Source organism: Streptomyces globisporus, assembly GCF_003501885.1.
In the GTDB taxonomy this organism is placed as follows: domain Bacteria; phylum Actinomycetota; class Actinomycetes; order Streptomycetales; family Streptomycetaceae; genus Streptomyces; species Streptomyces globisporus_D.
Genome location: NZ_QWFA01000064.1, coordinates 1 through 22235, shown reverse-complemented (window position 1 = coordinate 22235; position 22235 = coordinate 1). Strand labels below are relative to the sequence as shown.

The window sequence follows — 22235 nt, the reverse complement described above, 5'->3', positions numbered from 1 at the left end:
CCCGTTTGTGGCTTGCTACGAAGGAGGCCGGCTACGAGGGAGCGGGGGAGGTGGCGCGCCGCCACTCCGTCACCGGGCCCGGGGTCTCGGCGTCCGTGGGGGTGATCCAGAAGGCCTTGCCCGTCGCGGCGTCGAACTGGGCGCCCCAGCGTCCGTCGCCGGAGGAGCGGCCGGTGAGCCGTCGTCCGATCCAGGGGGCCAGGTGCTGCCGGGCGAAGCGGATGTCCTCCGCCCGCCGGGCCGCCCAGCGCGGCGGTGCGGCCGCGGGCATCCGTGCACGCCAGTCCAGCTCGGCGGGCAGCCCCAGCGTCTGCCAGACTGCCTCGGCGACGCGCCGGTGGCCCTCGGCGGTGAGGTGGAGCCGGTCGACGTCCCACATCCGGGGGTCGGCGATCGAGGGCGCGGAGTAGAGGTCCACCACCGCGGCGCCGTGCTGCCCGGCCAGATCGTCGATCAGGGCGAACAGCGCCTCCACCCGGGGGCGGAACCGGTCGAACACCGGCCCGCTGCGCCCGGGGCTGCGCATCAGCACCAGCTGTTTGCAGGTCGGCGCCAGACGCTCCACGGCCTCTTCGAGCCGGCCCCTGACCATGCCCATGTCGCACTTCGGGCGCAACGTGTCGTTGAGCCCGCCGACGAGCGTGACCACATCGGCCTGGAGTTCGGCCGCCGCCTTCACCTGCTCGTCGACGATCTGGCCGATGAGCTTCCCGCGTACGGCGAGATTGGCGTACCGGAAACCGGGGGACCGGACCGCGAGCCGGGCGGCGAGGACGTCGGCCCAGCCCCGGTACGTACCGTCGGGGAGCAGGTCGGACATGCCCTCGGTGAACGAGTCGCCGACCGCGACGAGACTGGTGTAGGAGGCATTCAATTCCATGGCCCGATGAGCGTACCGGTCGGTAGGTCGGCAGGCCAGCCGGTCGGCGGGTCAGCGCGATCCCGGCCGTCCGACGAGTTCGCGCAGCACGTCCTCCATCGTGACCATGCCCGCCAGCCGCCCGTCCTCGTCGAGGACCGCCGCCAGGTGGGTGCGGCTGCGGCGCATCGCGGTCAGCGCGTCGTCCAGCGGAGTCGCCGCCCGGACCCGGGCGATCGGCCGCATCGCCGACACCGGGAAGGGAACGTCACGCGGCATCGCGTCCAGGGCGTCCTTCACATGGAGGTAGCCGAGGATGCGCTGTTCGCGGTCCATCACCGGGAAGCGGGAGAACCCGGACTCGGACGAGAGCCGCTCCAGCTCCTCCGGGGTCGTGCCGACCTTGGCGTACAGCACCCGGTCGACCGGCATCACGACGTCCCGCACCGGCCGGCGCCCCAGCTCCAGAGCATGGTGGAGGCGTTGCGCGGAACGGTCGTCGACCAGTCCGGCGTCGCCCGCGTCCTTCACCATCCGGGCCAGTTCGTCGTCCGAGAACGTCGCGGAGACCTCGTCCTTCGTCTCCACCCGCAACAGCTTGAGCAGGGCGTTGGCGAACGCGTTGATCGCGAAGATCACCGGCCGCAGCGCCCGGGCCATCGCGACCAGCGGCGGGCCGAGGAGCAGGGCGCTCCGGGCGGGTTCGGCCAGGGCGATGTTCTTCGGGACCATCTCGCCCAGCAGCATGTGCAGATACGTCGCCACGCTCAGGGCGATGACGAACGACAGCGGGTGCACCAGACCGTGCGGCACCCCGACCGCGTCGAAGGCCGGCTCCAGGAGATGCGCGATGGCCGGTTCGGCGACGATGCCCAGCACCAGGGTGCAGAGCGTGATGCCGAGCTGGGCGGCGGCGAGCAGCGCCGAGACGTGCTCCAGGCCCCAGATGACACTGCGGGCCCGCCGGTTCCCGGCCTCGGCCTCCGGTTCGATCTGGCTGCGGCGCACGGAGATCAGGGCGAATTCGGCGCCGACGAAGAAGGCGTTGGCCACGAGGGTCAGCAGACCGATGAAGAGCTGGAGAACGATCACCGTTCGTCCTCCGTCCGGTCCTCGGACCCCGGCAGCGGGGCGTGCAGCAGGGCCCGCGCGGCCCGGCGGCCCGACGCGTCCACCACATCGATCCGCCAACCCGCCAGCTCGACGCTGTCGTCCACCGTCGGGATCCGTCCGAGCTCGGCGGCGATCAGCCCGGCGAGCGTCTCGTAGGGCCCCTCCGGCACCCGCAGACCGATCCTGCGGAGCTGGTCGGTGCGCGCCGCCCCGTCCGCCGACCACAGGGTGCGGCCGTCGGCGTCCTCACCCGCGGCGGCCAGATCGGGCGTCTCGTGCGGATCGTGCTCGTCGCGGACCTCGCCGACGACTTCCTCCACGATGTCCTCCAGCGTCGCGACCCCGGCCGTACCGCCGTACTCGTCGATCACCACGGCCATGGCGAGCTTGCCGGACAGCCGGTCCAGCAGCGTGTCCACGGTGAGCGTCTCCGGAACGAGCAGCGGCTCGCGCAGCAGTTCCGAGATGCGGGTGCGGGGCCGCCGGTCGGCAGGGATCGCCAGGACGTCCTTGATGTGGGCCACGCCGACCACGGTGTCCAGGCTGCCCCGGTAGACGGGGAAGCGGGACAGACCGGTCGCCCGCGTGGCGTTGGCGACGTCCTCGGCCGTCGCGTGCAGGTCCAGCGCGGTCACCTGGACCCGCGGGGTCATCACGTTCTCCGCCGTCAGCTCCGAGAGGTTCAGGGTGCGGACGAACAGCTCCGCCGTGTCCGCCTCCAGCGCGCCCTCCTTCGCGGAGTGCCGGGCGAGCGCCACCAGCTCCTGCGGGCTGCGGGCGGAGGCGAGCTCCTCGGTCGGCTCCAGACCGAAGCGGCGCACGATCCGGTTGGCGGTGTTGTTCAGGTGGCTGATGAAGGGCCGGAACACCGCCGTGAACCCCCGCTGCGGGGTCGCTACCGCCTTGGCCACGGCCAGCGGGGAGGAGATTGCCCAGTTCTTCGGGACCAGCTCGCCGACCACCATCAGGACCACCGTGGACAGCGCCGTACCGATGACGAGCGCCAGGGTGGACGCGGCGGCGGGATGCAGCCCCGCCGCCTCGACGGGGCCGCGGATCAGCTTGGCGATGGACGGCTCGGAGAGCATGCCGATCACCAGGTTGGTGACGGTGATGCCGAGCTGCGCCCCCGAGAGCTGGAACGTGAGACTCCGGACGGCCTTCAGCGCGCTCGCGGCACCCCGCTCGCCCCGCTCGACAGCCCGTTCGAGTTCGCTGCGCTCCACCGTGGTCAGGGAGAACTCCGCCGCTACGAACGCGCCGCAGGCGACGCAGAGCAGCAGGGCGACGAGCAGCAGAAGCACTTCGGTCATCGGTTCACCTCCGTCCCATGATCGGGCAGGGGCGAGGGGACCGCGCGGTGTCGGAGGTGCATGTCATCGTAGGCGTCTGCCCAGGGCGGCCCCTTCCTACCGCGTCAGTCCGTCAGATGCCTCACCCAGCGGCTCCACTGCGGCTCGGGCTCGTACCCCGCCGAGCGCCAGGCGTGGTGGGCCGAGGTGTTGCGGTCGAGGACCATGGCGTCGGCGCGCCGCCCGCCCAGAGCGGTGAACCGTTCCTCCGCGGCCGCGAGGAGGGCGCTTCCCACGCCCCGGCGCCGCTGGTCCGGATGGACCGCGAGGCGGTAGAGATGGCAGCGCCAGCCGTCGAAGCCCGCGATGACGGTGCCGACCAGTCCCCCCGCCCGCTCGGCCAGGATCAACGCCTCGGGGTCCCGTTCCACCAGGCGGGCGACCCCGTCCCCGTCGTCGCTGATGCTGGTGCCCTCGGCGGCCACCTTCCAGAAGGCGAGGACCTCGTCCAGATCGGCCGGGGTCGCGGACCGTATCGACAGCGAAAGATCGTTCATGGCGGCCATCCCACCATCCTGCGCGCCGGGGCGTCGGTCGCATTCCACAGGGCGGTCGCACGCTCCCCTTGCCGGTGCTAGCGCGACCGCGCTAGCGTGGTCGGGTGCCCAAGACCCAGCTGAACGTCCGAGTGGACGAGGCCACCGCCGAGGCCGCGCGGCAGCGCGCGCTGCAGAGGGGGATGAGCGTGAACCGCTACATAGAGGAACTCGTCCAGCAGGACGCGGGCGAGGTGGGACACACCTTCGTCGAGGCAGCGGCCGACTTCATGAAGCAGTACGAGTCGGTGTTCGCCGAGGAGTTCGGCCCGGAGCGCGAAGGCACCCGTTGAACCTGCGGATCGACCTCTCCTGGCTGCTGATGGTCGCCGAGCACAAGACGCCCGGAGACCCGCAGGTCGTCGACTGGGGCGCGCTCGTCGCCGCCGTGGCCCGGCATGACGCGGAGATCTTCGGCAGCAGCGTCTACAGCGACCCGCACGCACGGGCGGCCGCCCTGTTGCAGCTTCTGCTGCATGTGCCCGCGCTCGAACACTCCAACGCGATGTTCGCCTCGGCCGTCGCGTACGGCTATCTCGTCGCCTCCGGGCTCAAGGTCATCACCTCGCCCGAGCAGGTCCGCGATCTGGCGCTGCTGGTGAAGCAGGGCAAGGCGGACGTACGGGCGATCGCCGACGAGCTTCGCCGGTGGAGCGTGTGAGGCTCAGTCCCCGTTCTCCGTGAACGGCTTGCGGGCCACGCCCAGGACACAGGGCGACGAGGGCATCCGAGGACCCGTCTCCGGGATGCGCAGCCTGCGGTACGTGCCCAGCTCGAAGCCCGCCGCCTCGATCGCGGCCAGGGGGTCCCGAGCCGTGTGACAGCCGCCGAAGAGCAGCGGCCACAGGGTCCGGTCGGCCGCCCGCTGCGCCGTGGCCAGCGCCCGCCCCGGCGCCAGCCCGTGCTCGAAGAACCGCAGTTCACCGCCGGGCCGCAGGACCCGCTTGATCTCGGCGAGCGCCCGGGGCAGATCCCGTACGGTGCACAGGACCAGGGACGCCACCGCCCCGTCGAACGCCTCGCTCTTGACCGGCAGCGCCTCGGCGGCCCCGGGCACCACGTCCACCGGCACCTCGGCGCGCAGGGCGGCACGGACCGCGAGCTGCCGCAGCGAGCGCTCCGGCTCCAGCGCCACGACCTCCGAGACGGCGCCGGGGTAGTGGGCGAAGTTCAGCCCGTTTCCCGCACCGACCTCGATGACCCGGCCGGAGAGCCCCGACAGCAGCTCCTCGCGGTACGCGGCGACGCCGCCCTTCACATCTGCGGCCTCGCTGAACCGGGCGTAGAAGCGGGCGAAGACCGGATGGTGCACGGCGTCCCGGGGGAGCTTCCTGCTGCGCAGCTGCATGACGGACCTCCGTTACGGAGCGGGCGTGAGGCTCCCAGGGGGTGTCCTGCCGATCAGGGCCGGGGCCGCGACGCCCGGCACGGCACCCCCTGGGCCTGTCTCACGATTCTCCCCCGGATCGCCTCCGGATAGCCCCCGGACCGTTCCCGGGCGTCCGGCCCGCGGCCTCAGTGCCCTCCCGGGGCCCAGCTCCCGCCCAGCTCCGGTGCGAGCCACCGCGCCGCGCCCGCCGCGAAGTCCGCGCCCGGCAGCGCACCCGCGCCGGCCGGCACCGCGCCCAGCAGTGGCGCGCCGGCCACCACCGGCAGGTCCTCGATGTTGCACCGGGACGCGAGGTCCGGCTCCGCCGGCATGCTGCCGATCACCACACCCCGGCAGTCGAGCCCCCGGCTCCGCAGCGCCTCCGCCGTCAACGCGGTGGCGTTCAGCGTGCCCAGACCCGCCGGGGCCACCACCAGCACCGGCGCGGACAGCAGCCGGGCCGCGTCCGCGAGGGTGGAGCCCTCGTCGTCGAAACGCACGAGCAGCCCGCCCGCACCCTCCACCAGCACGAGGTCGTGCTCGGTGGCCAGCTTCCGAGCCGCCTCGGCGACCTCGAACGGCCGCACCGGGGCGAGACCTGCCCGCCGGGCCGCCGTGGCCGGGGCCAACGGCTCCGGGAACCGGGCCAGTTCGACCGCCGTCACATGGCTTCCCGCCAGGCGCGCTACCTCGGCCGCGTCGCCCGGCTCCCCGGGGACGAGCCCGGTCTGCGCGGGCTTGAGCACCGCGACCCGGCGATCCCGCGCGGCCGCCGCCACGGCGGCGGTCACCACGGTCTTGCCGATCTCCGTGCCCGTACCGGACACCACCAGAATCATCGACATGTCGCTTCAGCCCTCCCGTGCCGCGGCGCACACGGCCCGGCAGATCCGGGCCACGTCCTCGTCGCCCGTGACGTACGGCGGCATCGTGTAGACGAGATCGCGGAACGGCCGCAGCCACACGCCCTCGCGCACGGCCGCGCGGGTCGCCGCCGCCATGTCCACCTCGTGGTCGAGCTGGACCACCCCGATCGCCCCGAGGACGCGTACGTCCACCACACCCGCGAGGTCCGCGGCGGGAGCGAGCCCGGAGCGCAGCCCCGCGCCGATCCGCGCCACCTCGCCCTCCCAGTCCTGCCCGAGCAGCAGGTCCACCGAGGCCGAGGCCACCGATGCGGCCAGCGGGTTGCCCATGAACGTCGGCCCGTGCGCCAGTACCGGCACCTCGCCGCTGGAGATGCCCTCGGCCACCCGGGTGGTGCACAGCGTCGCCGCCATCGTGAGATACCCGCCGGTCAGCGCCTTGCCGACGCACATGACGTCCGGCGAGATACCGGCATGCCCGGCTGCGAACAGCTTGCCCGTACGCCCGAAACCGGTCGCGATCTCGTCGAGGACCAGCAGGACGTCGTGCTCGTCGCACGCCTCGCGCAGCACCCGCAGATAGGCGGGGGAGTGGAACCGCATCCCGCCGGCCCCCTGCACGACCGGCTCCACGATGACCGCCGCCAACTCCTCGGCGTGCGCGGCGATCAGCTCCCGCAGATGCGTGACGTACCCGGGATCCGGCTCCGCGTCGAAGCCGTCCGGCGGGGCGTCGGCGAAGACCTGCCGGGGAAGGGAGCCCGACCACAGCTCGTGCATCCCGCCCTCCGGATCGCACACCGACATCGGCTGCCAGGTGTCCCCGTGGTAGCCCCCGCGCCAGGTCAGCAGTCGGCGCTTGGCCGGACGGCCCGCCGAACGCCAGAACTGCAGGCACATCTTGACCGCGACCTCGACCGACACCGAACCGGAGTCGGCCAGGAAGACATGCCGGAGCGGCTCCGGAGTGATCTCCACCAGCCGGGTCGCCAGCCGGACGGCGGGCTCGTGCGTGAGCCCGCCGAACATCACATGGCTCATCCGGTCCAGCTGGCCGCGCGCGGCCTCGTTGAGGACCGGGTGGTTGTAGCCGTGCACCGCCGACCACCAGGACGACATGCCGTCCACCAACTCGCGCTGCCCCTCGACGGGTTCGGCGAGCCGAAGCCGCACCCCGGAGGCCGACTCCACGATCAGCGGCTCCTGGCGGCCCGGCATCGGACCGTACGGGTGCCAGACGTGCGCGCGGTCGAGCGCCCGCAGTTCGTCGGGGGCGTACGGCTTCGGCGCGGCGGATCCGGAGTGCGCGTCGGATCCGGGGTGCGCGGCCTGCTGGGGGAGCGGGGCGTACGGCTCAGGCATTGGGGGCGAGATCCGTCCCCGCACCGCGCCGGCGCACCGCCACCAGATCCGTACGCGGCGCGCCGTTCGCCTCCGTACGCCCGGCCGGAACGTCCGCGTCCGCGTCGGCGACCGCCACCGGTTCCTGCTCCCCGTGGCCACCGCACGGCCCGCAGCCGCCCCCGCCCCCGTGCGAACCGCACCCGGCCGGCTCCGCCGATGTACCGCAGCCGTCGGCCAGTGCGTCGGCCCGGTGGCGCGGCAGCGTCGTCGTGCCCGCGCCCTCCACCTCGAAACCGGCGTCCGCGATCATGTCCAGGTCGGCCTGGCCGGCCTGGCCCTCACTCGTCAGATAGTCGCCCAGGAAGATCGAGTTGACCAGGTGCAGCGCCAGCGGCTGCATCGAGCGCAGGTGCACCTCACGGCCGCCCGCGAGGCGCACCTCGACGTCCGGGCAGACGAAGCGGACCATCGCCAGAATGCGCAGGCAGCGCTGCGGGGTGAGGTTCCACTCCTTGGCGAGCGGCGTGCCCTCGAACGGGATCAGGAAGTTCACCGGCACCGAGTCCGGGTCCAGGTCGCGCAGCGCGAACACCACGTCGACCAGGTCCTTGTCGCTCTCGCCCATCCCGGCGATCAGCCCGGAACACGCCGAGAGCCCGGCGGCCTGGGCCTGCTGCACGGTCTCCACCCGGTCCGCGTAGGTGTGGGTGGTCGTGATCGCCCCGTACGTCTCCTCGGACGTGTTCAGGTTGTGGTTGTACGCGTCGGCGCCCGCCGTACGCAGCCGGTCGGCCTGGCCGTCGGAGAGCAGACCGAGGCAGGCGCAGACCTCGATGCCCTCGTTCTCCTCCTTGATGGTCTCGATGGTCCTGGTGACCCGGTCGACGTCCCGGTCGGTGGGGCCGCGGCCGCTCGCCACCAGACAGACCCGCTTCGCGCCGCCCGCCACCCCGGCGGCGGCGGCCCTGGACGCCTCCTCCGGCTTCAGCCAGGTGTACTTGAGGATTCCGGCCTTCGAGCCGAGCCGCTGCGAGCAGTAGGAGCAGTCCTCGGGGCAGAGCCCGGATTTCAGGTTGACCAGATAGTTGAGCTTGACGCGCCGCCCGAACCACTGACGGCGCACCTTCCCGGCGGCGGCCACCACGTCGAGCAGTTCGTCGTCGGAGGTCGCCAGTACGGCGAGCGCTTCTTCGCGGGTCGGCAGTTCGCGCCGCAGCCCCTTGTCCACCAGCGTGTTCAGCAGGTCCATGAAAGATGATCCTGGCCTACGGCACCACCTCCAGCCAAGGAGGAACCAGACAGGAGAGCCGGGCGGGGGTGTGTGTATTGCCACACCCTGACCTGCTGCGCACCCGGCTAGGGTCTGTGGGCTGCCTACAAAGACAGGGACCCGCCCCATGTCCTTCGCCCCGTTCGACTGGATCGACGCCGAGGCCCGCCACCGGGCCGCCGCCGGACTCGTACGCACCCTGCGTCCGCGCGACGCCGAGCCGGAGCTGCTGGACCTCGCGAGCAACGACTACCTGGGCCTCACCCGGCACCCGGAGGCCATCGCCGCCGCGGCCGGCGCCGCGCACCGCTGGGGAGCAGGCGCCACCGGCTCCCGGCTGGTCACCGGCTCCACCGCCCTGCACGCCGAACTCGAACGGGAGCTGGCCGCGTTCTGCGGGTTCGAGGCGGCCCTCGTGTTCTCCTCCGGGTACGCGGCCAACCTCGCCGCGCTGACCGCGCTGTCCGGGCACGGCTCCCTCATCGTCTCCGACGCGGGCAACCACGCCTCGATCGTGGACGGCTGCCGGCTCTCCCGCGCCGAGACCGCCGTCGTCCCCCACGCGGACCCGGACGCGGTCGCCAAGGTGTTCGGGGCGCATGAGGGCCGGGCCCTCGCCGTCACCGACTCGGTCTTCTCCGTCGACGGCGACGCCGCCCCGCTCCCGGCCCTGGCCGAGGTCTGCCGCTCCGCGAACGCCGCCCTGCTGGTCGACGACGCCCACGGCCTCGGCGTCCTGGGCGACGGCGGACGAGGAGCGCTCGCGGCGGCCGGACTGGCGGGCGGTGACGGGACCGTGGCCACCCTCACCCTGTCCAAGTCGCTGGGCAGCCAGGGCGGAGCGGTCCTCGGGCCCGCCCGGGTCATCGACCACCTTGTCAACACGGCCCGGACGTTCATCTTCGACACCGGACTCGCCCCGGCGGCCGTCGGCGGCGCTCTCGGCGCCCTCGGAGTGCTGCGCCGCGAGCCCGAACGGGCCGCCCGCGCCCGGGAGGTGGCCACCGCGCTGTACACGCGGCTCACCGCCGCCGGGCTGGAGGCGGTCCGCCCCGACGCGGCCGTCGTCTCCCTCCGGGCGCCGTCGGCGGACGCGGCGGTGCGCTGGGCGGCCGACTGCCGCACGGCCGGGATGGCGGTGGGCTGCTTTCGCCCGCCGTCGGTTCCGGACGGCATCTCCCGGCTGCGGCTGACCGCGCGCGCCGACCTGACCGAGGAGCAGATCACGACCGCGGTGGCCACGATCGTCGCCACCGCTCCCCGGCAGGCGGACGCCGACGTCAGCTGACGTGCCCCGGACCGGCTCCGCGCCGGCCGAGCCCGTCCACGAAGGTGGTCCAGGCCGCCGCCGAGAACCGCAGCGGCGGCCGGCCCACGTCCTTCGAGTCGCGTACGGCGAGGAGCGCGTCGGCGAGTTGCGCGGTCTCCACGCAGTTGTTCATCCCGGTGGACCGGCTGCTGCGCCGCCACTGCGGGGCGGTCGGCGCCGCGGACGGCGGTGGCGTCGACGGTGGCGGTGCGTCGGGCAGTGCGCATCGGTCTGACATGGCGGCCCCCTCAGCTGCGTCTGAAGCTACGTCCGATCTCGGTGATGAGGTCCAGCGAGCGTTCGGGCGACAGCGCGTGTGACTGCAACGTACGGAAGGCCGAGCTGTACGCCTCAAGGTCTTCTCTCCGCTCCAGATAGAGGCTACTCGTCAAGTGGTCAAGAACGACCACATCCAGATCAGAAATGTTCGGAAAGGAGAAGATGACGAAAGGGCCGGTGAGTCCGACGTACCCGCCGACCGAGAACGGCAGCAACTGCATTTCCACGTGAGGCAGTTGGGCCACCTGGGTCAGATGCTGCAACTGATCCCGCATCACTTCGGGCCCGCCCACCTCACGATGGAGCACCGCCTCGTCCAGCACCGCCGTGAACCGCAGCGGCGGGCTCGCGCGCAGTACCCGCTGGCGGGTCAGCCGGACCTCGACGAGGGAGTCGAGCCGGCCGTCCGGTAACCCGTCCAGCGAAGCGCGGGTCACGGCACGGGCGTACCCGGCGGTCTGGAGCAGCCCCGGCACCACCGAGGTCTCCAGCGTCCGGACCGTACTGGCCTGCGACTCCAGACTGATGAAGTCGCGGTACTGCGGCGGGATCAGCCCCCGGTACGCGTGCCACCAGCCGGATCCACCTCCGCCCGCCGACCCCGCGAGGACTTCGAGCAGGGAGCGCAACTGCGGGTCGCGCACCGCGTAGACGTCCAGCAGTCGTGCCACGTCGGCCGGGGTCACGCCGCTCGCACCGGTCTCGATACGGCTCACCTTCGACTGGTGCCAGCCGAGCAGCCGCGCCGCCTCCCGGCTGGTCATCCCGGAGGCGTGGCGCAGGCTCCGCAGCTCCTCACCGAGCTTGCGCCGCCGGACGACGGGGCCGTGCAGCATGCCGGTCTCCTTCCGCTGTCGGGAGGGGCCGAGCCGTCGCCGGGACCGGCCCGCAGAGGGGCCAGTGTGCCGTCCGTCCACGCCGTACGGGTCCTGAATTCACCGCTTCGAGCGACAGATATATGCATATCTTGGCCGAACCTCGTTACAGGGAGCTGCATCAATGGCAATCTGGCGCGAAGCACAATCCCGGCCGACCGTCGCTCGGCCCGGGGCGGGAAAGGGGCGGTGTCGCCATGGCGGACCATCAGGAAGCAACCGTCACTCTGCCGAGCGATCCGGTCTCGGTCTCCGCGGCCCGCAGACATGTCGCCAGGACCCTGGCCGAATGGGGCCTGCCCGACGACAGCGAGTTCGCCGACACGATCCGGCTGATCGTCTCGGAGCTGGCCACCAACGCCGTGCAGCACACGTTCGGTCAGTCGCCCACCTTCACTGTGGACCTGCGCCTCGAACGCGACGAGGAGCTGTATCTCGGCGTCACGGACAGTCACCCGCGGTGGCCCCAGAAACTGCCCGCCGCCGTGCGGCAGGACAACGGCCGGGGCATGGTCATCATCCGGATGCTGGCCAAGGAACGCGGTGGGCGGCTCCAGGTCACCCCGACCGCGGAGGGCGGCAAGACGGTCTGGATCGCGCTGCCCTGGGTCGTCGCGGTCCAGAGCTGATCCTGTCGTGGCCCGGACCCCGTTGGGCTCGCAGGCCGAAGAGGACCCGGGCTGACCGGCCGGTGCGGACCCCGGAGTACGGGCAGGCGTGGATCAGCCCGCCGGGGTCCGGTTCGGCCCCGGGGCCGTGCCCCCGCGGCCGAAGCCGCTGCGCAGCAGCGCGAGCAGTGTCGCGGCGGCCGCGCTCGACCGGTCACCCCGATGTACCACCGAGATCGTCCGGCGGAACGACGCGGGCTCCAGCCGCCGGACGGACAGCGGGGCCGGCGCCATCGAGGCGACCATCTCCGGCACCACCGCCACCCCGAGCCCCGCACTGACCAGCGCGCACACCAGCGCGTACCCGGGTGATTCGCAGACCACCGCAGGCGTCGCCCCCACCTCGGCGAGCGCGTCCTCGACCCCGCGCCGGGGCGGATGGGTGGGCGCACTGCTGATCAGCGGCCGCCCCGCCAGCTCGCCGACCGGCAGCCGCCCGGTGTCCTCGGCGAGCCGGTGCCCCACCGATGTGACCAGGACCAGCTCCTCGACCAGGAGGGGGTCGACGAGCACGCCCGCCGGCGGCGGCCCGACCGCCCCCGGTTCGTAGGCGTGCGTCAGGGCGAGGTCCACCTCGCCCGCGGCCACGGCGGCGATCCCGCCGGGCGGCTCGTGGTCGGCGACGGCCAGCTCGACCTCGGGGTGGGCCCGCCGGAAGGCGCTCAGGACGGGCGGCAGCAGATGGATCCCGGCCGTCGTGAACGTCCCCACCCGCAGCCGGCCGACCGAGAGCCCGGCCAGCTGCGCCAGCTCGTGCCGCGCCTGGTCCAGTTCGTCCAGCACCCGCCGGGCCCGGCCCGCCAGCAGCTCGCCCGCCGCCGTCAGCCGCGCCCCGCGATGGTGGCGCACCAGCAGCGCCGCCCCCGCCTCCCGCTCCAGCTTGGCCAGCTGCTGCGAGAGCGCGGGCGCGGTGTAGCCGAGGCGGGCGGCGGCCCGGGTGATCGATCCGGCCTCCGCGACCGCCACGAGCGCCGCGAGCCGTGTCGGGTCGTACATGAAAGCGTTCCTTTAGGCAGACCCAGAAGATTGCAAGTACACGCTAAAGGCTCCGCAGGTCCAGGGTGGACCTCATGGACGCACAACTGATCGCCTTCACCGGGGTCGCCGCCGGCATGGTCGCGCTGCCCGGCGCCGACTTCACCGTCGTCGTACGCAACGCCCTGGCCTCGCGCACCGAAGGCCTGGCCTCGGCGGTGGGCGTCGCCGGGGGACTGCTCGTGCACACCGCCCTCGCGGTCGCCGGACTCGCCGCGGTGCTGGTGACGATGCCCGTGCTCTTCCGCACCGTCCAGCTGCTCGGCGGCGCGTACGTCCTCTATCTCGGGCTCAGCACGCTGTACGCGATCCGCCGCCGCCCCGCGCGGGACGGCTCGGGCACGCCTGCGGGTGCACCGGAGGGCGAGCCGGAGCGGCCCGCGCCCAGGGAGTTCGGGCGCGCGCTGCGCCAGGGGTTCCTGACCAACGCGCTCAACCCGAAAGCCCCGGTCCTCTTCCTCAGCCTGTTGCCGCAGTTCGTGCCCGACGGTCAGCCCCCGCTGCCCAGGACCCTGTTGCTCGCGGCCCTGGTCGTGGTGCTGGCGCTGATCTGGTTCCCGGCCGTCGCCCTGCTCGTGGACCGGCTGGGCCGGTGGCTGCGCCGCCCGCGCACCGCCCGCGCCATCGAGGGCGGCAGTGGGGTGGCGCTCACCGGACTGGGACTCGCCCTGGTCACCGGCCCGCTGCTGCGCTGAGGCCGGCGTGCGGCAGGGGTGGTGCCCGCAAGGAAAGAGCGTCCGGTCGGTGGGTCAGCGGACCCGTCCGTACCAGACGCTCTTGGACCAGATTTTCGCCAGTCGCACCACGTCCCCCGATTTGGGGGAGTGCCAGATCTTCCCGGCCCCGGCGTAGATGCCCACGTGGTAGACGCTGCGCCCCGAATGGAAGAAGACGAGGTCGCCGCGTTTGCGCTGCGACTTCGGGATGTGGCGGGTCTTGTTGTACTGCTGCTGTGCCGTGCGGGGAAGCTTCTTGCCGGCCTTCTTGAACGAGTAGAGCGTCAGCCCCGAACAGTCGAAGCGGCTGGGGCCCGCCGCTCCGTACTTGTAGGGAGCCCCCTTCTTCGACGCGGCGACCTTCAGGGCCTTCGTCGAGTGGGCGGTGGCGGCCTCGGCATCGCTCACCAGACCGGGCGCCAGCATCGAGGACGTCACGGCCAGGGTGAGCGCCGAAGCCGTACCGACCCGGGCGAACAGAGACGGGACATGAACCTGCGCAGACATGCGCAACCCTTCGTCAGCCGCCTGTGAAGGATGACCTGTCGGGTTCGGGCTGGCGAAGTTGCCCGGCCGCGTCGCGGCTTCACCCCGAGGGCTTCCCGGTCTCCCGGTCGGCCCGTTGTGCTCGGGTCCTCCACTCCTGCCGATCCACTTCTGTCGACCAGTCATCCGGGCGGCGGCAGGACTCGGCGTCCGCCCGGACCGCCCCGCCGCGGCGGCGGGGGCTTGTCGTCCCAGGGATCTTGACGCACTCCGTGCGGGATTTCCGAGCTGAAACGGCGATTTGTGAGTCTCCTCACCACTGATCCATTCAGGTGGACAGGCCGGATTCGCGCTCGCCGACGAGCCCGGCGCACACCCTCGCACCAGGGACGAAAGGACGCATTTCGAGTACGGGCGGCGCTCCGAACGCAAGTTGGGCCGTCGCTCGCGCGGGTGATCACCTACGCCGAACGAGCGAGGAAAATTGATCGCGGGATCGGGCGTGTCGTGAGGCGGGGGGACCGGTCCGCTCCCGTAAGGCGCTCCCGGTGCGCCGGGTGGGTCAGTTCACTGCGGGTCAGTTCACCGGCGGAGGCATCGCGACCCGGCCCGCCCGCCGCTCCCCGTCCAGGACGCGCAGGGCCCGGGCCAGGGTGGCGGCGTGGAGCCGCGACTCGCCGCGCTCGTGCATCAGGACCAGGGCGTCGCGCAGGGCCGCCGCCCCGGAGGCCAGGGCCTGGGCGGCCCGCAGGGCGCTGTAGGTGTCGCCGCCGTGCGCCGGATTGATCCGGCCCACCTGGTCGAGCACGGCCAGATAGCAGTCGACGAACTCGCCCTCGGCGCGGGTCAGGGCGGGCAGGGGCGGGAACTCGGGTGGCTCCATCGGCGTTTCACCTCGCGTCGTACGGCGCCGGTCGTACGGCGGCCGGGTGGGTCAACGGTTCTCCACGACGTGGTCGACCAGCCCGTGGGCGAGGGCGGCCTTCGCGTCGAGGATGGTGTCGCGCTCGATGTCGGCGGTGATCTGCTCCGCGGTCCGGCCCGTGTGCCGGACCAGCATGGCCGCGAACATCTCGCGGGTGCGCACCAGTTCGCGCGCGTGGATCTCCAGGTCGGACGGCTGGCCCCGCATCGGCTCCTCCAGTGCGGGCTGCTGGATGACTACCCGCGCGCCGGGCAGCGCATGTCGCCGCCCCTGTGCCCCGGCCGCCAGCAGGGCCGCCGCCCAGGAGCCCGCCTGCCCCAGGCAGAAGGTCTCCACCTCGCAGGTGAGGTAGCGCATCGTGTCGTAGACCGCCGCCATCGCCTGGAACGAACCGCCGGGGGAGTTGATGTACAGCGACAGGGGCCGGTCCGGGTCGGCGTGCTCCAGATACATGAGCTGGGCGATGAGGTCGCTCGCGGCGGTGTCGTCGATCGGGCTCCCGAGGAAGACGATCCGCTCGGACAGCAGCTTGGAGTACGGGTCCTGCGTCCGGGGCCCGGTGGCGGTGCGCTCGGTGAACTCGGGAAGGACGTAGCGGGCGGCGGGGCGGATCATGGCGTGCCTCTCTCCTGGAGCTGACCATCCGTCTGGGCGTCCAGCCATCCGTAAAAAATGTACAGGACGTACAGAAGGTTATGATGGTGACTATGGCCTACGAGATTCCGGTGACGCAAGCACGGGCGGAGCTCGCCGAACTGATCAACCGCGTCGTCTACGGCGGCGAACGCGTCGTGGTGACCCGGCACGGCAAGCCGCTCATCGCGCTGGTCTCCGCCGCTGACCTGCAACGACTCGAAGCGGAGGAGGATGCTGCCGAGGAGCAGGTGATCAGCTCGGTCTCCTCGATCAACTCCGCGCCCTCCGCTCAGGGCGAACGGCGCAGGTTCGGCATCGCCGCCGAGCACCGCCCCCACGACGGCAGAGGCGACGGCAACGGCCGGGACGCCTGACGCTCCGACCGGACCGACGTTCCGAGGCCCGCCGGCCGCGACCGCGACAGCACGAAGCCGGGTGCCCCTCCCTGAGGAGGAGCACCCGGCTCGGTTCGTCCGGACCCGTTGCTCAGCCGGTCAGGGCCGGCTCCCGGGCGGGCTCTGCGGGCGTCGACGCGGCGGGCTTCGGCGTCCGTCGGGCGAGCAGCACCGCCGCCAGCCCCAGGGCCGACCACAGCGCGAGCGTCAGGAGGGGCCCGCCCGCCGCGCTCCCGTCGAAGAAGGCGACCGAGCGGAGCAGGGAACCGCCCGCGCCCGGCGGAAGCCACTGGCCGATCGCCCCGACGGGCTCGGGCAGCAGCTGCGGTGCGCTGGTGACGCCGGAGAAGGAGTTGCCCAGCAGGACCATCAACAGGGCGCCGAGCCCGATGCCGCGCTGCCCGAACAGGGCGGCGAGCCCGGCCACCGCCGAACCGATGGCCAGCACGGTGAGCGCGAGCACTCCCGCCTCCGCCCACCAGTCGCCCGTGATCACGCCGAGCCAGCTGTGCGTCACGGCCGTGGCGGCGAGCCCCACCAGTGCGGACGCCGCCAGCAGGGTCAACGCGCCGCGCGCCCCGCGCAGCCCCATGAGGGTGACGACGGCTCCGGCCGCCATGCCCGCCAGGGCCAGCGGCAGGACGCTCGCGCCGAGCGCGCTGCCGCGCGGGTCCCCGGGCGGTGCGGCGACCACATCGGTGACCTCGACCCGCGTGCCCTCCGGGGCGGACGCGGTCACGGCCTCGCGCAGCAGCTGGGAGACGACGGGGCTCGCCGCCGACGCGGTGAGCAGGTGCGGCCCCTGCGGGGTGGCGACGACGGCTCCGTATACGACCCGGTCCTCGATCGCGGCGCGGGCGGCGGACTCATCAGCGTAACGGTGCACCTCGAAGGCACCGTCGCGCTGTTCGAGCCGCTGCTCCAGTTGCTCGGCGGCCGGCGCCGCGCCCGCCACGCCGACCGGGAGGTCGCGCGGCGCGATCCGGGCGGCGGGCCAGGCGAAGGCCCAGAGGGCGAGGGCCACCATCAGGGGGATCAGCAGGATCACCGCTACCGCGCGGCGGTTGGGTGCGGTGGACATGAGCGGCCTCGATTCGTGCGACGGGCGGGAACTCAAAAAGAATGATCGTTCGTTTTACGGTGGACTCCCACTGTCGGCAGGCCTCGTTCGATTGTCAAGAAGGAACGTTCGTTTTAGGTTGAGGTCATGGCTCGCGTATCCCAGGAACACCTCGACGCCCGCCGCCGTCAGATCCTCGACGGCGCGGCGCGCTGCTTCGCCCGCAACGGATTCCATGCCACGTCCATGCAGGACGTCCTCAAGGAGGTGGGGCTCTCCGCCGGCGCGGTCTACCGCTACTTCCCTGGCAAGGAGGACATCATCGCGGCCATCACCGAGGAGACCTTCGCCGTCATTCGCGGCGCCTTCGAGGATGCCGCCCGCATGATGCCGCCACCCACCCCGGACGCGCTGCTCGGCCGGGTGCTCGGCGGGGTGCTCTCGGGTCAGGTGCACGGGCTGGAGCGGCGCATCTTCGCCGCGCTCGTGGTCCAGCTCTGGTCCGAGACGCTGCGCGACGGACGGCTCGCCGAACTCCTCGACGAGGGGTATGCGACCATGCGCGTCGCCTGGGGGAAGCTCGTCGACGCCTACCGAACCGCCGGGATCCTGAGCGGCGACGTGCCCGGCGACCATGTCGCGCGAACGATGATCGCGACGGCGCAGGGCTTCATCGTGCAGGAAGCGCTCTTCGGGGACGTACGCCCCGAGGTGCTGGAGGACGGGTTGCGCGGTCTGATGTCCATCACCCCGCAAAAGATCAGTTAACGCAATGGAAAAACTTCCGCCCTAACGTGCAATGCCTGGTCGCGAGGCCGTCGTTCCCGTTCAACGAGTTGTTGAACGGGGATAGGGTCCCGCTGCGTCCGGAGCCAGGAACCGGGCGGAAGACGATGAGGTGGAAGCGTGCAACTGACCCCGCACGAGCAGGAGCGTCTGCTCATCCATGTGGCCGCGGACGTGGCCGAGAAGCGCCGTGCACGCGGGCTGAAGCTGAATCACCCCGAGGCCGTCGCCCTGATCACCGCCCATCTGCTGGAAGGTGCCCGGGACGGCCGTACCGTCGGCGAACTCATGGCTTCGGGACGGAAGTTGCTCACCCGGGACGAGGTCATGGAGGGCATCCCCGAGATGCTCCACGACGTCCAGGTCGAGGCGACCTTCCCCGACGGCACGAAGCTCGTCACCGTCCACGACCCGATCGTCTGACGGGGGAGCGCCGATGATTCCCGGAGAGATCCTGTACGGGGACGGGGACATCCCCCTCAACGAGGGGCGGGCGGTCACCCGCCTCACCGTCCTCAACGCCGCCGACCGCCCCGTCCAGATCGGCTCCCACTACCACTTCGCCGAGGCCAACCCCGGCCTGCGCTTCGACCGCGCCGCCGCCCACGGCCTGCGGCTGAACATCCCCGCCGGTACGGCGGTCCGCTTCGAACCCGGCATCCCCGCCGACGTCGAACTCGTCCCCCTCACCGGCCGCCGCGTCGTCCCCGGCCTGCGCGGCGAAACCGGAGGTGCCCTCGATGCCTGACCTCAAGCGAGCGGTGTACGCCGACCTGTTCGGGCCCACCACCGGCGACCGGATCCGGCTCGCCGACACCGATCTGCTCGTCGAGATCGAGGAGGACCGCTCCGGCGGCCCCGGAAACGCGGGCGACGAGGCGGTGTTCGGCGGCGGCAAGGTGATCCGCGAGTCCATGGGCCAGGCCCGCACCACCCGGGCCGAGGGCGCGCCCGACACCGTCATCACCGGCGCGGTCGTCATCGACCACTGGGGCATCGTCAAGGCCGACATCGGCATCCGGGACGGCCGGATCACCGGCATCGGCAAGGCCGGCAACCCGGACACCATGGACGGCGTCCACCCCGACCTGGTGATCGGCCCGGAGACCGAGGTCATCGCCGGTAACGGGAAGCTGCTCACGGCCGGGGCGGTCGACGCCCACGTCCACTTCATCTCGCCCACCCTGATCGACCAGGCGCTGTCCAGCGGCATCACCACCCTCGTCGGCGGCGGCACCGGCCCCGCCGAAGGCACCAAGGCCACCACCGTGACCCCCGGCCCCTGGCATCTGGCCCGGATGTTCGAGGCGCTGGAGACCTTCCCCGTCAACATCGGGCTGCTCGGCAAGGGCAACACGATGTCGCAGGACGCCATGTACTCCCAACTGCGCGGCGGGGCACTGGGATTCAAGATCCACGAGGACTGGGGCGCCACGCCCGCCGTCATCGACGCCTGTCTCACCGTCTGCGAGCGGACCGGCGCGCAACTCGCCATCCACACGGACACCCTCAACGAGGCCGGGTTCGTCGCCGACACCCTCGCCGCCATCGCCGGCCGGACGATCCACGCGTACCACACCGAAGGGGCGGGCGGCGGACACGCGCCCGACATCATCAGCGTGGTCTCCGAGCCGTACGTCCTGCCCAGCTCGACCAACCCCACCCGGCCGCACACCGTCAACACCATCGAGGAACACCTCGACATGCTGATGGTCTGCCACCACCTCAACCCCGCCGTCCCCGAGGACCTGGCGTTCGCCGAGTCCCGGATCCGGCCCTCCACCATCGCGGCCGAGGACATCCTCCACGACCTCGGCGCCATCTCGATCATCTCCTCGGACTCCCAGGCCATGGGGCGTATCGGCGAGGTGATCCTGCGGACCTGGCAGACCGCCCATGTGATGAAGAAGCGGCGCGGAGCCCTGCCCGGGGACGGCCGGGCCGACAACCACCGGGTCCGTCGGTATGTCGCCAAATACACCATCAACCCGGCCGTCGCCCAGGGCATGGGCGGCGAGATCGGCTCCGTGGAGACCGGCAAGCTCGCCGACCTCGTGCTCTGGGACCCGGCGTTCTTCGGCGTGAAGCCGCAGACCGTCATCAAGGGCGGCCAGATCGCGTACGCGCAGATGGGCGACGCCAACGCCTCCATCCCGACGCCCCAGCCGGTGATGCCCCGGCCGATGTTCGGCGCGCTGGGCCGGGCGGCGGCCCGGGGGTCGTTCAACTTCGTCTCCGTCGCAGCCATCGAGGACGGGCTGCCCGAACGGCTCGCCCTGGAGAAGCAGTTCGTGCCGATCACCAGCACCCGGGGGCTCACCAAGGCGGACATGCGGGAGAACGACGCCGTGCCCCGCGTCGAGGTCGACCCCGACAGCTTCGCCGTCACCATCGACGGCGATCCCGTCGAGCCGGCCCCGGCTGCGGAACTGCCCATGGCTCAGCGCTACTTCCTCTTCTGAGGGACGGCCGTCATGTCACGCGCAGCTCTCCTCGTCCTCGCCGACGGCCGGTTCCCCGCCGGAGGCCATGCCCACTCCGGTGGCGCCGAACCGGCCGTCGCCGAAGGGCGTATCCGGGACGCCGACTCCCTCGCCGCCTTCTGCCGGGGTCGCCTGCACACCGCGGGCCTCACCGCCGCCGCCCTCGCCGCGGCGGCGGCCCACGGCCTCGACCCGCTCGCCCTCGACGAGGCCGCCGACGCCCGTACGCCCTCACCCGCCCTGCGGGCCACCGCCCGGAAGCTGGGCCGGCAGATGATGCGGGCCGCCCGCGCCACCTGGCCCGGCCCCGAACTGGACGCGCTCGCCGCGGCCCGGCCGCGCGGCGCCCACCAGCCCGTCGTCCTCGGGCTCACGGCGCGGTCGGCGGGCCTCGGCCCCGAGGACGCCGCGCACTGTGTCGCCTACGAGACCGTCAGCGGGCCCGCCACCGCCGTCGTCCGGCTCCTCTCCCTCGACCCCTTCCACGCCACCGCCGTCCTCGCCCGGCTCGCTCCCGAGCTGGACACGCCGCCTGGCCGGTCCGCCTCTTCGCCTCGTAGGGGTGCCCGCGCAGGTCGGGGCCGGGCCCGATCCGCCCTGACCTGTACGGACACCTCAGCCACCCCTCCACCACCCCAGGGAGCCCCCATGCACCTCGGCCACACCCACGACGGCCCCGCCGCCGTCAGCGCCGACGCCACCCGCCCCGACGGCACCCGGCGCGCCCTGCGCATCGGCCTCGGCGGCCCCGTCGGCTCCGGCAAGACCGCCACCGTCGCCGCCCTCTGCCGGGAACTGCGCGACCGGCTCTCCATCGCCGTCGTCACCAACGACATCTACACCCGCGAGGACGCCGACTTCCTCCTGAACAACGCCGTCCTGCCGCCCGAGCGGATCCAGGCCGTCGAGACCGGCGCCTGCCCGCACACCGCGATCCGCGACGACATCTCCGCCAACCTCGAAGCGGTCGAGGACCTGGAGGACGCGGTCGGCCCGCTGGACCTGATCCTCGTCGAGTCCGGCGGCGACAACCTCACCGCCACCTTCTCCAAAGGACTGGTCGACGCGCAGATCTTCGTCATCGACGTCGCCGGCGGCGACGACATCCCGCGCAAGGGCGGCCCCGGCGTCACCACCGCCGACCTCAGCGCGGCGAACTCCCCGTCGCCTTCACCTCCCTGACCTCGGCCGAGGGCGTCGGACCGGTCGCCGACTGGGTGCGCGCACAGCTCGCCGCCTGGACCGCGTGAGCGTCCACGCGCGGGCCCGGCTCCGCGCCGAGCCCGACGGGCGGGGCGGAACCGCCCTGCCCGTCCTGGAGAGCGCCGGCCCGCTCGCCCTGCGCCGCACCCGTGCCCCGCACCCCTCGGACGCCCGGGTCACCGTGGTCGGCGCGATGAGCGCCCCGCTGAACGGGGACCGCCTCGTCCTCGAGGCCGAGGTCGCCGACGGCGCACGCCTCACCGTCGACGCGGCGGCGGCCACCGTCGCCCTCCCGGGCCCACGGCCGGACGCCGACCCGTCCACGTACGCGGTGAACCTGACCGTGGGGGAGGGGGCGGCCCTGCACTGGCTCCCCGAACAACTGGTCTCCGCCCACGGCAGCCGCCTGCACCAGACCACCCGGGTCCAACTCGCCCCCACCGCACGCCTCCTGCTGCGCGAGGAGCAGATCCTCGGCCGCCACGGCGAACCCACCGGCGCCCTCACCACCCGCCTCACCGTCCACCGCGCGGGCCGCCCCCTCCTCGACCAGCAACTGACCTACGGCCCCGACGCCCCCGAGGGCTGGGACGGCCCCGCCGTCCTCGCCGGCCACCGGGCCACCGGCCAACTCCTCCTCGCCGACCCGTCCTTCGGTGACGCCCCGCTC

Annotated in this window: 26 protein-coding genes and 2 pseudogenes; 13 read left to right on the top strand and 15 right to left on the bottom strand. The window is 72.6% G+C overall.

Features of this window, described 5'->3' with window-relative positions; all coding sequences use genetic code 11:
- Positions 1 to 31: 31 nt before the first annotated feature.
- The 4 genes from D3105_RS14435 to D3105_RS14420 all read right to left on the bottom strand — a co-directional run bounded on the left by D3105_RS14435 (position 32) and on the right by D3105_RS14420 (position 3830).
- Positions 32 to 880: an SGNH/GDSL hydrolase family protein gene (locus tag D3105_RS14435; RefSeq protein WP_118903619.1), complete on the bottom strand. Its 849-nt coding sequence runs from the start codon at positions 878 to 880 to the stop codon at positions 32 to 34.
- Positions 881 to 931: 51 nt separating this feature from the next.
- Complete coding sequence (locus D3105_RS14430; protein WP_118903618.1) at positions 932 to 1951, bottom strand: hemolysin family protein; 1020 nt, start codon at positions 1949 to 1951, stop codon at positions 932 to 934.
- On the bottom strand, positions 1948 to 3285 hold the full coding sequence (locus D3105_RS14425; RefSeq protein WP_118903617.1) for a hemolysin family protein: 1338 nt from the start codon (positions 3283 to 3285) through the stop codon (positions 1948 to 1950). The genes D3105_RS14430 and D3105_RS14425 overlap by 4 nt, the downstream gene beginning before the upstream one ends.
- A gap of 104 nt (positions 3286 to 3389) precedes the next feature.
- A complete protein-coding gene (locus D3105_RS14420) occupies positions 3390 to 3830 on the bottom strand; it encodes a GNAT family N-acetyltransferase (protein ID WP_118903616.1) in 441 nt (146 codons plus the stop codon).
- Between the two features lie 95 nt (positions 3831 to 3925).
- Between D3105_RS14420 and D3105_RS14415 the strand changes: the two genes are divergently transcribed.
- Complete coding sequence (locus D3105_RS14415) at positions 3926 to 4153, top strand: hypothetical protein (RefSeq protein ID WP_010062312.1); 228 nt, start codon at positions 3926 to 3928, stop codon at positions 4151 to 4153.
- On the top strand, positions 4150 to 4521 hold the full coding sequence (locus D3105_RS14410; RefSeq protein ID WP_118903615.1) for a fic family toxin-antitoxin system, toxin component: 372 nt from the start codon (positions 4150 to 4152) through the stop codon (positions 4519 to 4521). Before D3105_RS14415 ends, D3105_RS14410 begins: the two co-directional genes overlap by 4 nt.
- A 3-nt stretch (positions 4522 to 4524) precedes the next feature.
- Here the strand turns inward: D3105_RS14410 and D3105_RS14405 are convergent, their stop codons facing one another.
- From D3105_RS14405 to bioB, 4 genes are all read right to left on the bottom strand, one after another.
- Entirely contained in the window at positions 4525 to 5208 is a 684-nt protein-coding gene (locus D3105_RS14405) for a class I SAM-dependent methyltransferase (protein ID WP_118903614.1), read from the bottom strand.
- 167 nt (positions 5209 to 5375) lie between these two features.
- Positions 5376 to 6074, bottom strand: coding sequence for a dethiobiotin synthase (gene bioD, locus D3105_RS14400; protein WP_118903613.1), 699 nt, complete (start codon positions 6072 to 6074; stop codon positions 5376 to 5378).
- Positions 6075 to 6080: 6 nt separating this feature from the next.
- Complete coding sequence (locus D3105_RS14395; protein WP_206272739.1) at positions 6081 to 7457, bottom strand: adenosylmethionine--8-amino-7-oxononanoate transaminase; 1377 nt, start codon at positions 7455 to 7457, stop codon at positions 6081 to 6083.
- The gene (bioB, locus tag D3105_RS14390; RefSeq protein WP_118903612.1) at positions 7450 to 8688 is read right to left on the bottom strand and encodes a biotin synthase BioB; all 1239 of its coding nucleotides are present in this window, start codon (positions 8686 to 8688) and stop codon (positions 7450 to 7452) included. The genes D3105_RS14395 and bioB overlap by 8 nt, the downstream gene beginning before the upstream one ends.
- 148 nt (positions 8689 to 8836) lie before the next feature.
- On the opposite strand from bioB, the gene D3105_RS14385 reads away from it, so the two are divergent.
- Positions 8837 to 9997 carry an 8-amino-7-oxononanoate synthase gene (locus tag D3105_RS14385; RefSeq protein ID WP_118903611.1) on the top strand — a complete coding sequence of 387 codons (1161 nt, stop codon included), beginning with the start codon at positions 8837 to 8839 and terminating at the stop codon, positions 9995 to 9997.
- Here the strand turns inward: D3105_RS14385 and D3105_RS14380 are convergent.
- On the bottom strand, positions 9990 to 10256 hold the full coding sequence (locus tag D3105_RS14380; protein ID WP_118903610.1) for a DUF397 domain-containing protein: 267 nt from the start codon (positions 10254 to 10256) through the stop codon (positions 9990 to 9992). The two genes, D3105_RS14385 and D3105_RS14380, sit on opposite strands and share 8 nt — an antisense overlap.
- 10 nt (positions 10257 to 10266) lie before the next feature.
- A complete protein-coding gene (locus D3105_RS14375) occupies positions 10267 to 11133 on the bottom strand; it encodes a helix-turn-helix domain-containing protein (protein WP_118903609.1) in 867 nt (288 codons plus the stop codon).
- A gap of 236 nt (positions 11134 to 11369) precedes the next feature.
- Here D3105_RS14375 and D3105_RS14370 point away from each other — a divergent pair, with 236 nt between their 5' ends.
- Positions 11370 to 11801 (top strand): ATP-binding protein, encoded by a 432-nt coding sequence (locus D3105_RS14370; RefSeq protein WP_088576945.1) that lies wholly within the window; start codon positions 11370 to 11372, stop codon positions 11799 to 11801.
- 93 nt (positions 11802 to 11894) lie between these two features.
- On the opposite strand, the gene D3105_RS14365 is transcribed toward D3105_RS14370, so the two are convergent.
- Positions 11895 to 12836 (bottom strand): LysR family transcriptional regulator, encoded by a 942-nt coding sequence (locus D3105_RS14365; RefSeq protein ID WP_118903608.1) that lies wholly within the window; start codon positions 12834 to 12836, stop codon positions 11895 to 11897.
- A gap of 74 nt (positions 12837 to 12910) precedes the next feature.
- On the opposite strand from D3105_RS14365, the gene D3105_RS14360 reads away from it, so the two are divergent.
- A complete protein-coding gene (locus D3105_RS14360; RefSeq protein WP_118903625.1) occupies positions 12911 to 13570 on the top strand; it encodes a LysE family translocator in 660 nt (219 codons plus the stop codon).
- A gap of 54 nt (positions 13571 to 13624) precedes the next feature.
- Here D3105_RS14360 and D3105_RS14355 read toward each other — a convergent pair whose 3' ends face one another.
- The 3 genes from D3105_RS14355 to D3105_RS14345 form a co-directional block, all read right to left on the bottom strand.
- Complete coding sequence (locus D3105_RS14355; RefSeq protein WP_006122894.1) at positions 13625 to 14098, bottom strand: C40 family peptidase; 474 nt, start codon at positions 14096 to 14098, stop codon at positions 13625 to 13627.
- Positions 14099 to 14654: 556 nt separating this feature from the next.
- The gene (locus D3105_RS14350; RefSeq protein WP_118903607.1) at positions 14655 to 14960 is read right to left on the bottom strand and encodes a hypothetical protein; all 306 of its coding nucleotides are present in this window, start codon (positions 14958 to 14960) and stop codon (positions 14655 to 14657) included.
- A gap of 51 nt (positions 14961 to 15011) precedes the next feature.
- Complete coding sequence (locus D3105_RS14345; RefSeq protein ID WP_118903606.1) at positions 15012 to 15617, bottom strand: ATP-dependent Clp protease proteolytic subunit; 606 nt, start codon at positions 15615 to 15617, stop codon at positions 15012 to 15014.
- Between the two features lie 92 nt (positions 15618 to 15709).
- On the opposite strand from D3105_RS14345, the gene D3105_RS14340 reads away from it, so the two are divergent.
- Positions 15710 to 16012: a type II toxin-antitoxin system Phd/YefM family antitoxin gene (locus D3105_RS14340; RefSeq protein ID WP_118903605.1), complete on the top strand. Its 303-nt coding sequence runs from the start codon at positions 15710 to 15712 to the stop codon at positions 16010 to 16012.
- A gap of 112 nt (positions 16013 to 16124) precedes the next feature.
- On the opposite strand, the gene D3105_RS14335 is transcribed toward D3105_RS14340, so the two are convergent.
- Positions 16125 to 17114 (bottom strand): ABC transporter permease, encoded by a 990-nt coding sequence (locus D3105_RS14335; protein ID WP_118903604.1) that lies wholly within the window; start codon positions 17112 to 17114, stop codon positions 16125 to 16127.
- Between the two features lie 126 nt (positions 17115 to 17240).
- Between D3105_RS14335 and D3105_RS14330 the strand changes: the two genes are divergently transcribed.
- From D3105_RS14330 to D3105_RS14300, 7 genes and pseudogenes are all read left to right on the top strand, one after another.
- Positions 17241 to 17861 carry a TetR/AcrR family transcriptional regulator gene (locus D3105_RS14330; RefSeq protein ID WP_118903603.1) on the top strand — a complete coding sequence of 207 codons (621 nt, stop codon included), beginning with the start codon at positions 17241 to 17243 and terminating at the stop codon, positions 17859 to 17861.
- Positions 17862 to 17999: 138 nt separating this feature from the next.
- Entirely contained in the window at positions 18000 to 18302 is a 303-nt protein-coding gene (locus tag D3105_RS14325; protein WP_118903602.1) for an urease subunit gamma, read from the top strand.
- 13 nt (positions 18303 to 18315) lie between these two features.
- Positions 18316 to 18627, top strand: a complete 312-nt coding sequence (locus D3105_RS14320; protein WP_118903601.1) for an urease subunit beta — start codon at positions 18316 to 18318, stop codon at positions 18625 to 18627.
- Positions 18620 to 20341, top strand: coding sequence for an urease subunit alpha (locus tag D3105_RS14315; protein WP_118903600.1), 1722 nt, complete (start codon positions 18620 to 18622; stop codon positions 20339 to 20341). Before D3105_RS14320 ends, D3105_RS14315 begins: the two co-directional genes overlap by 8 nt.
- Before the next feature lie 12 nt (positions 20342 to 20353).
- Positions 20354 to 20935, top strand: a pseudogene (locus D3105_RS14310) (urease accessory protein UreF); the annotation flags it as partial.
- Positions 20936 to 21010: 75 nt separating this feature from the next.
- A pseudogene (gene ureG, locus D3105_RS14305) lies at positions 21011 to 21612 on the top strand (urease accessory protein UreG).
- A partial coding sequence (locus D3105_RS14300) for an urease accessory protein UreD (RefSeq protein ID WP_133305685.1) occupies positions 21609 to 22235 on the top strand: 627 nt, incomplete at its 3' end. The pseudogene ureG and the gene D3105_RS14300, both read left to right, overlap by 4 nt.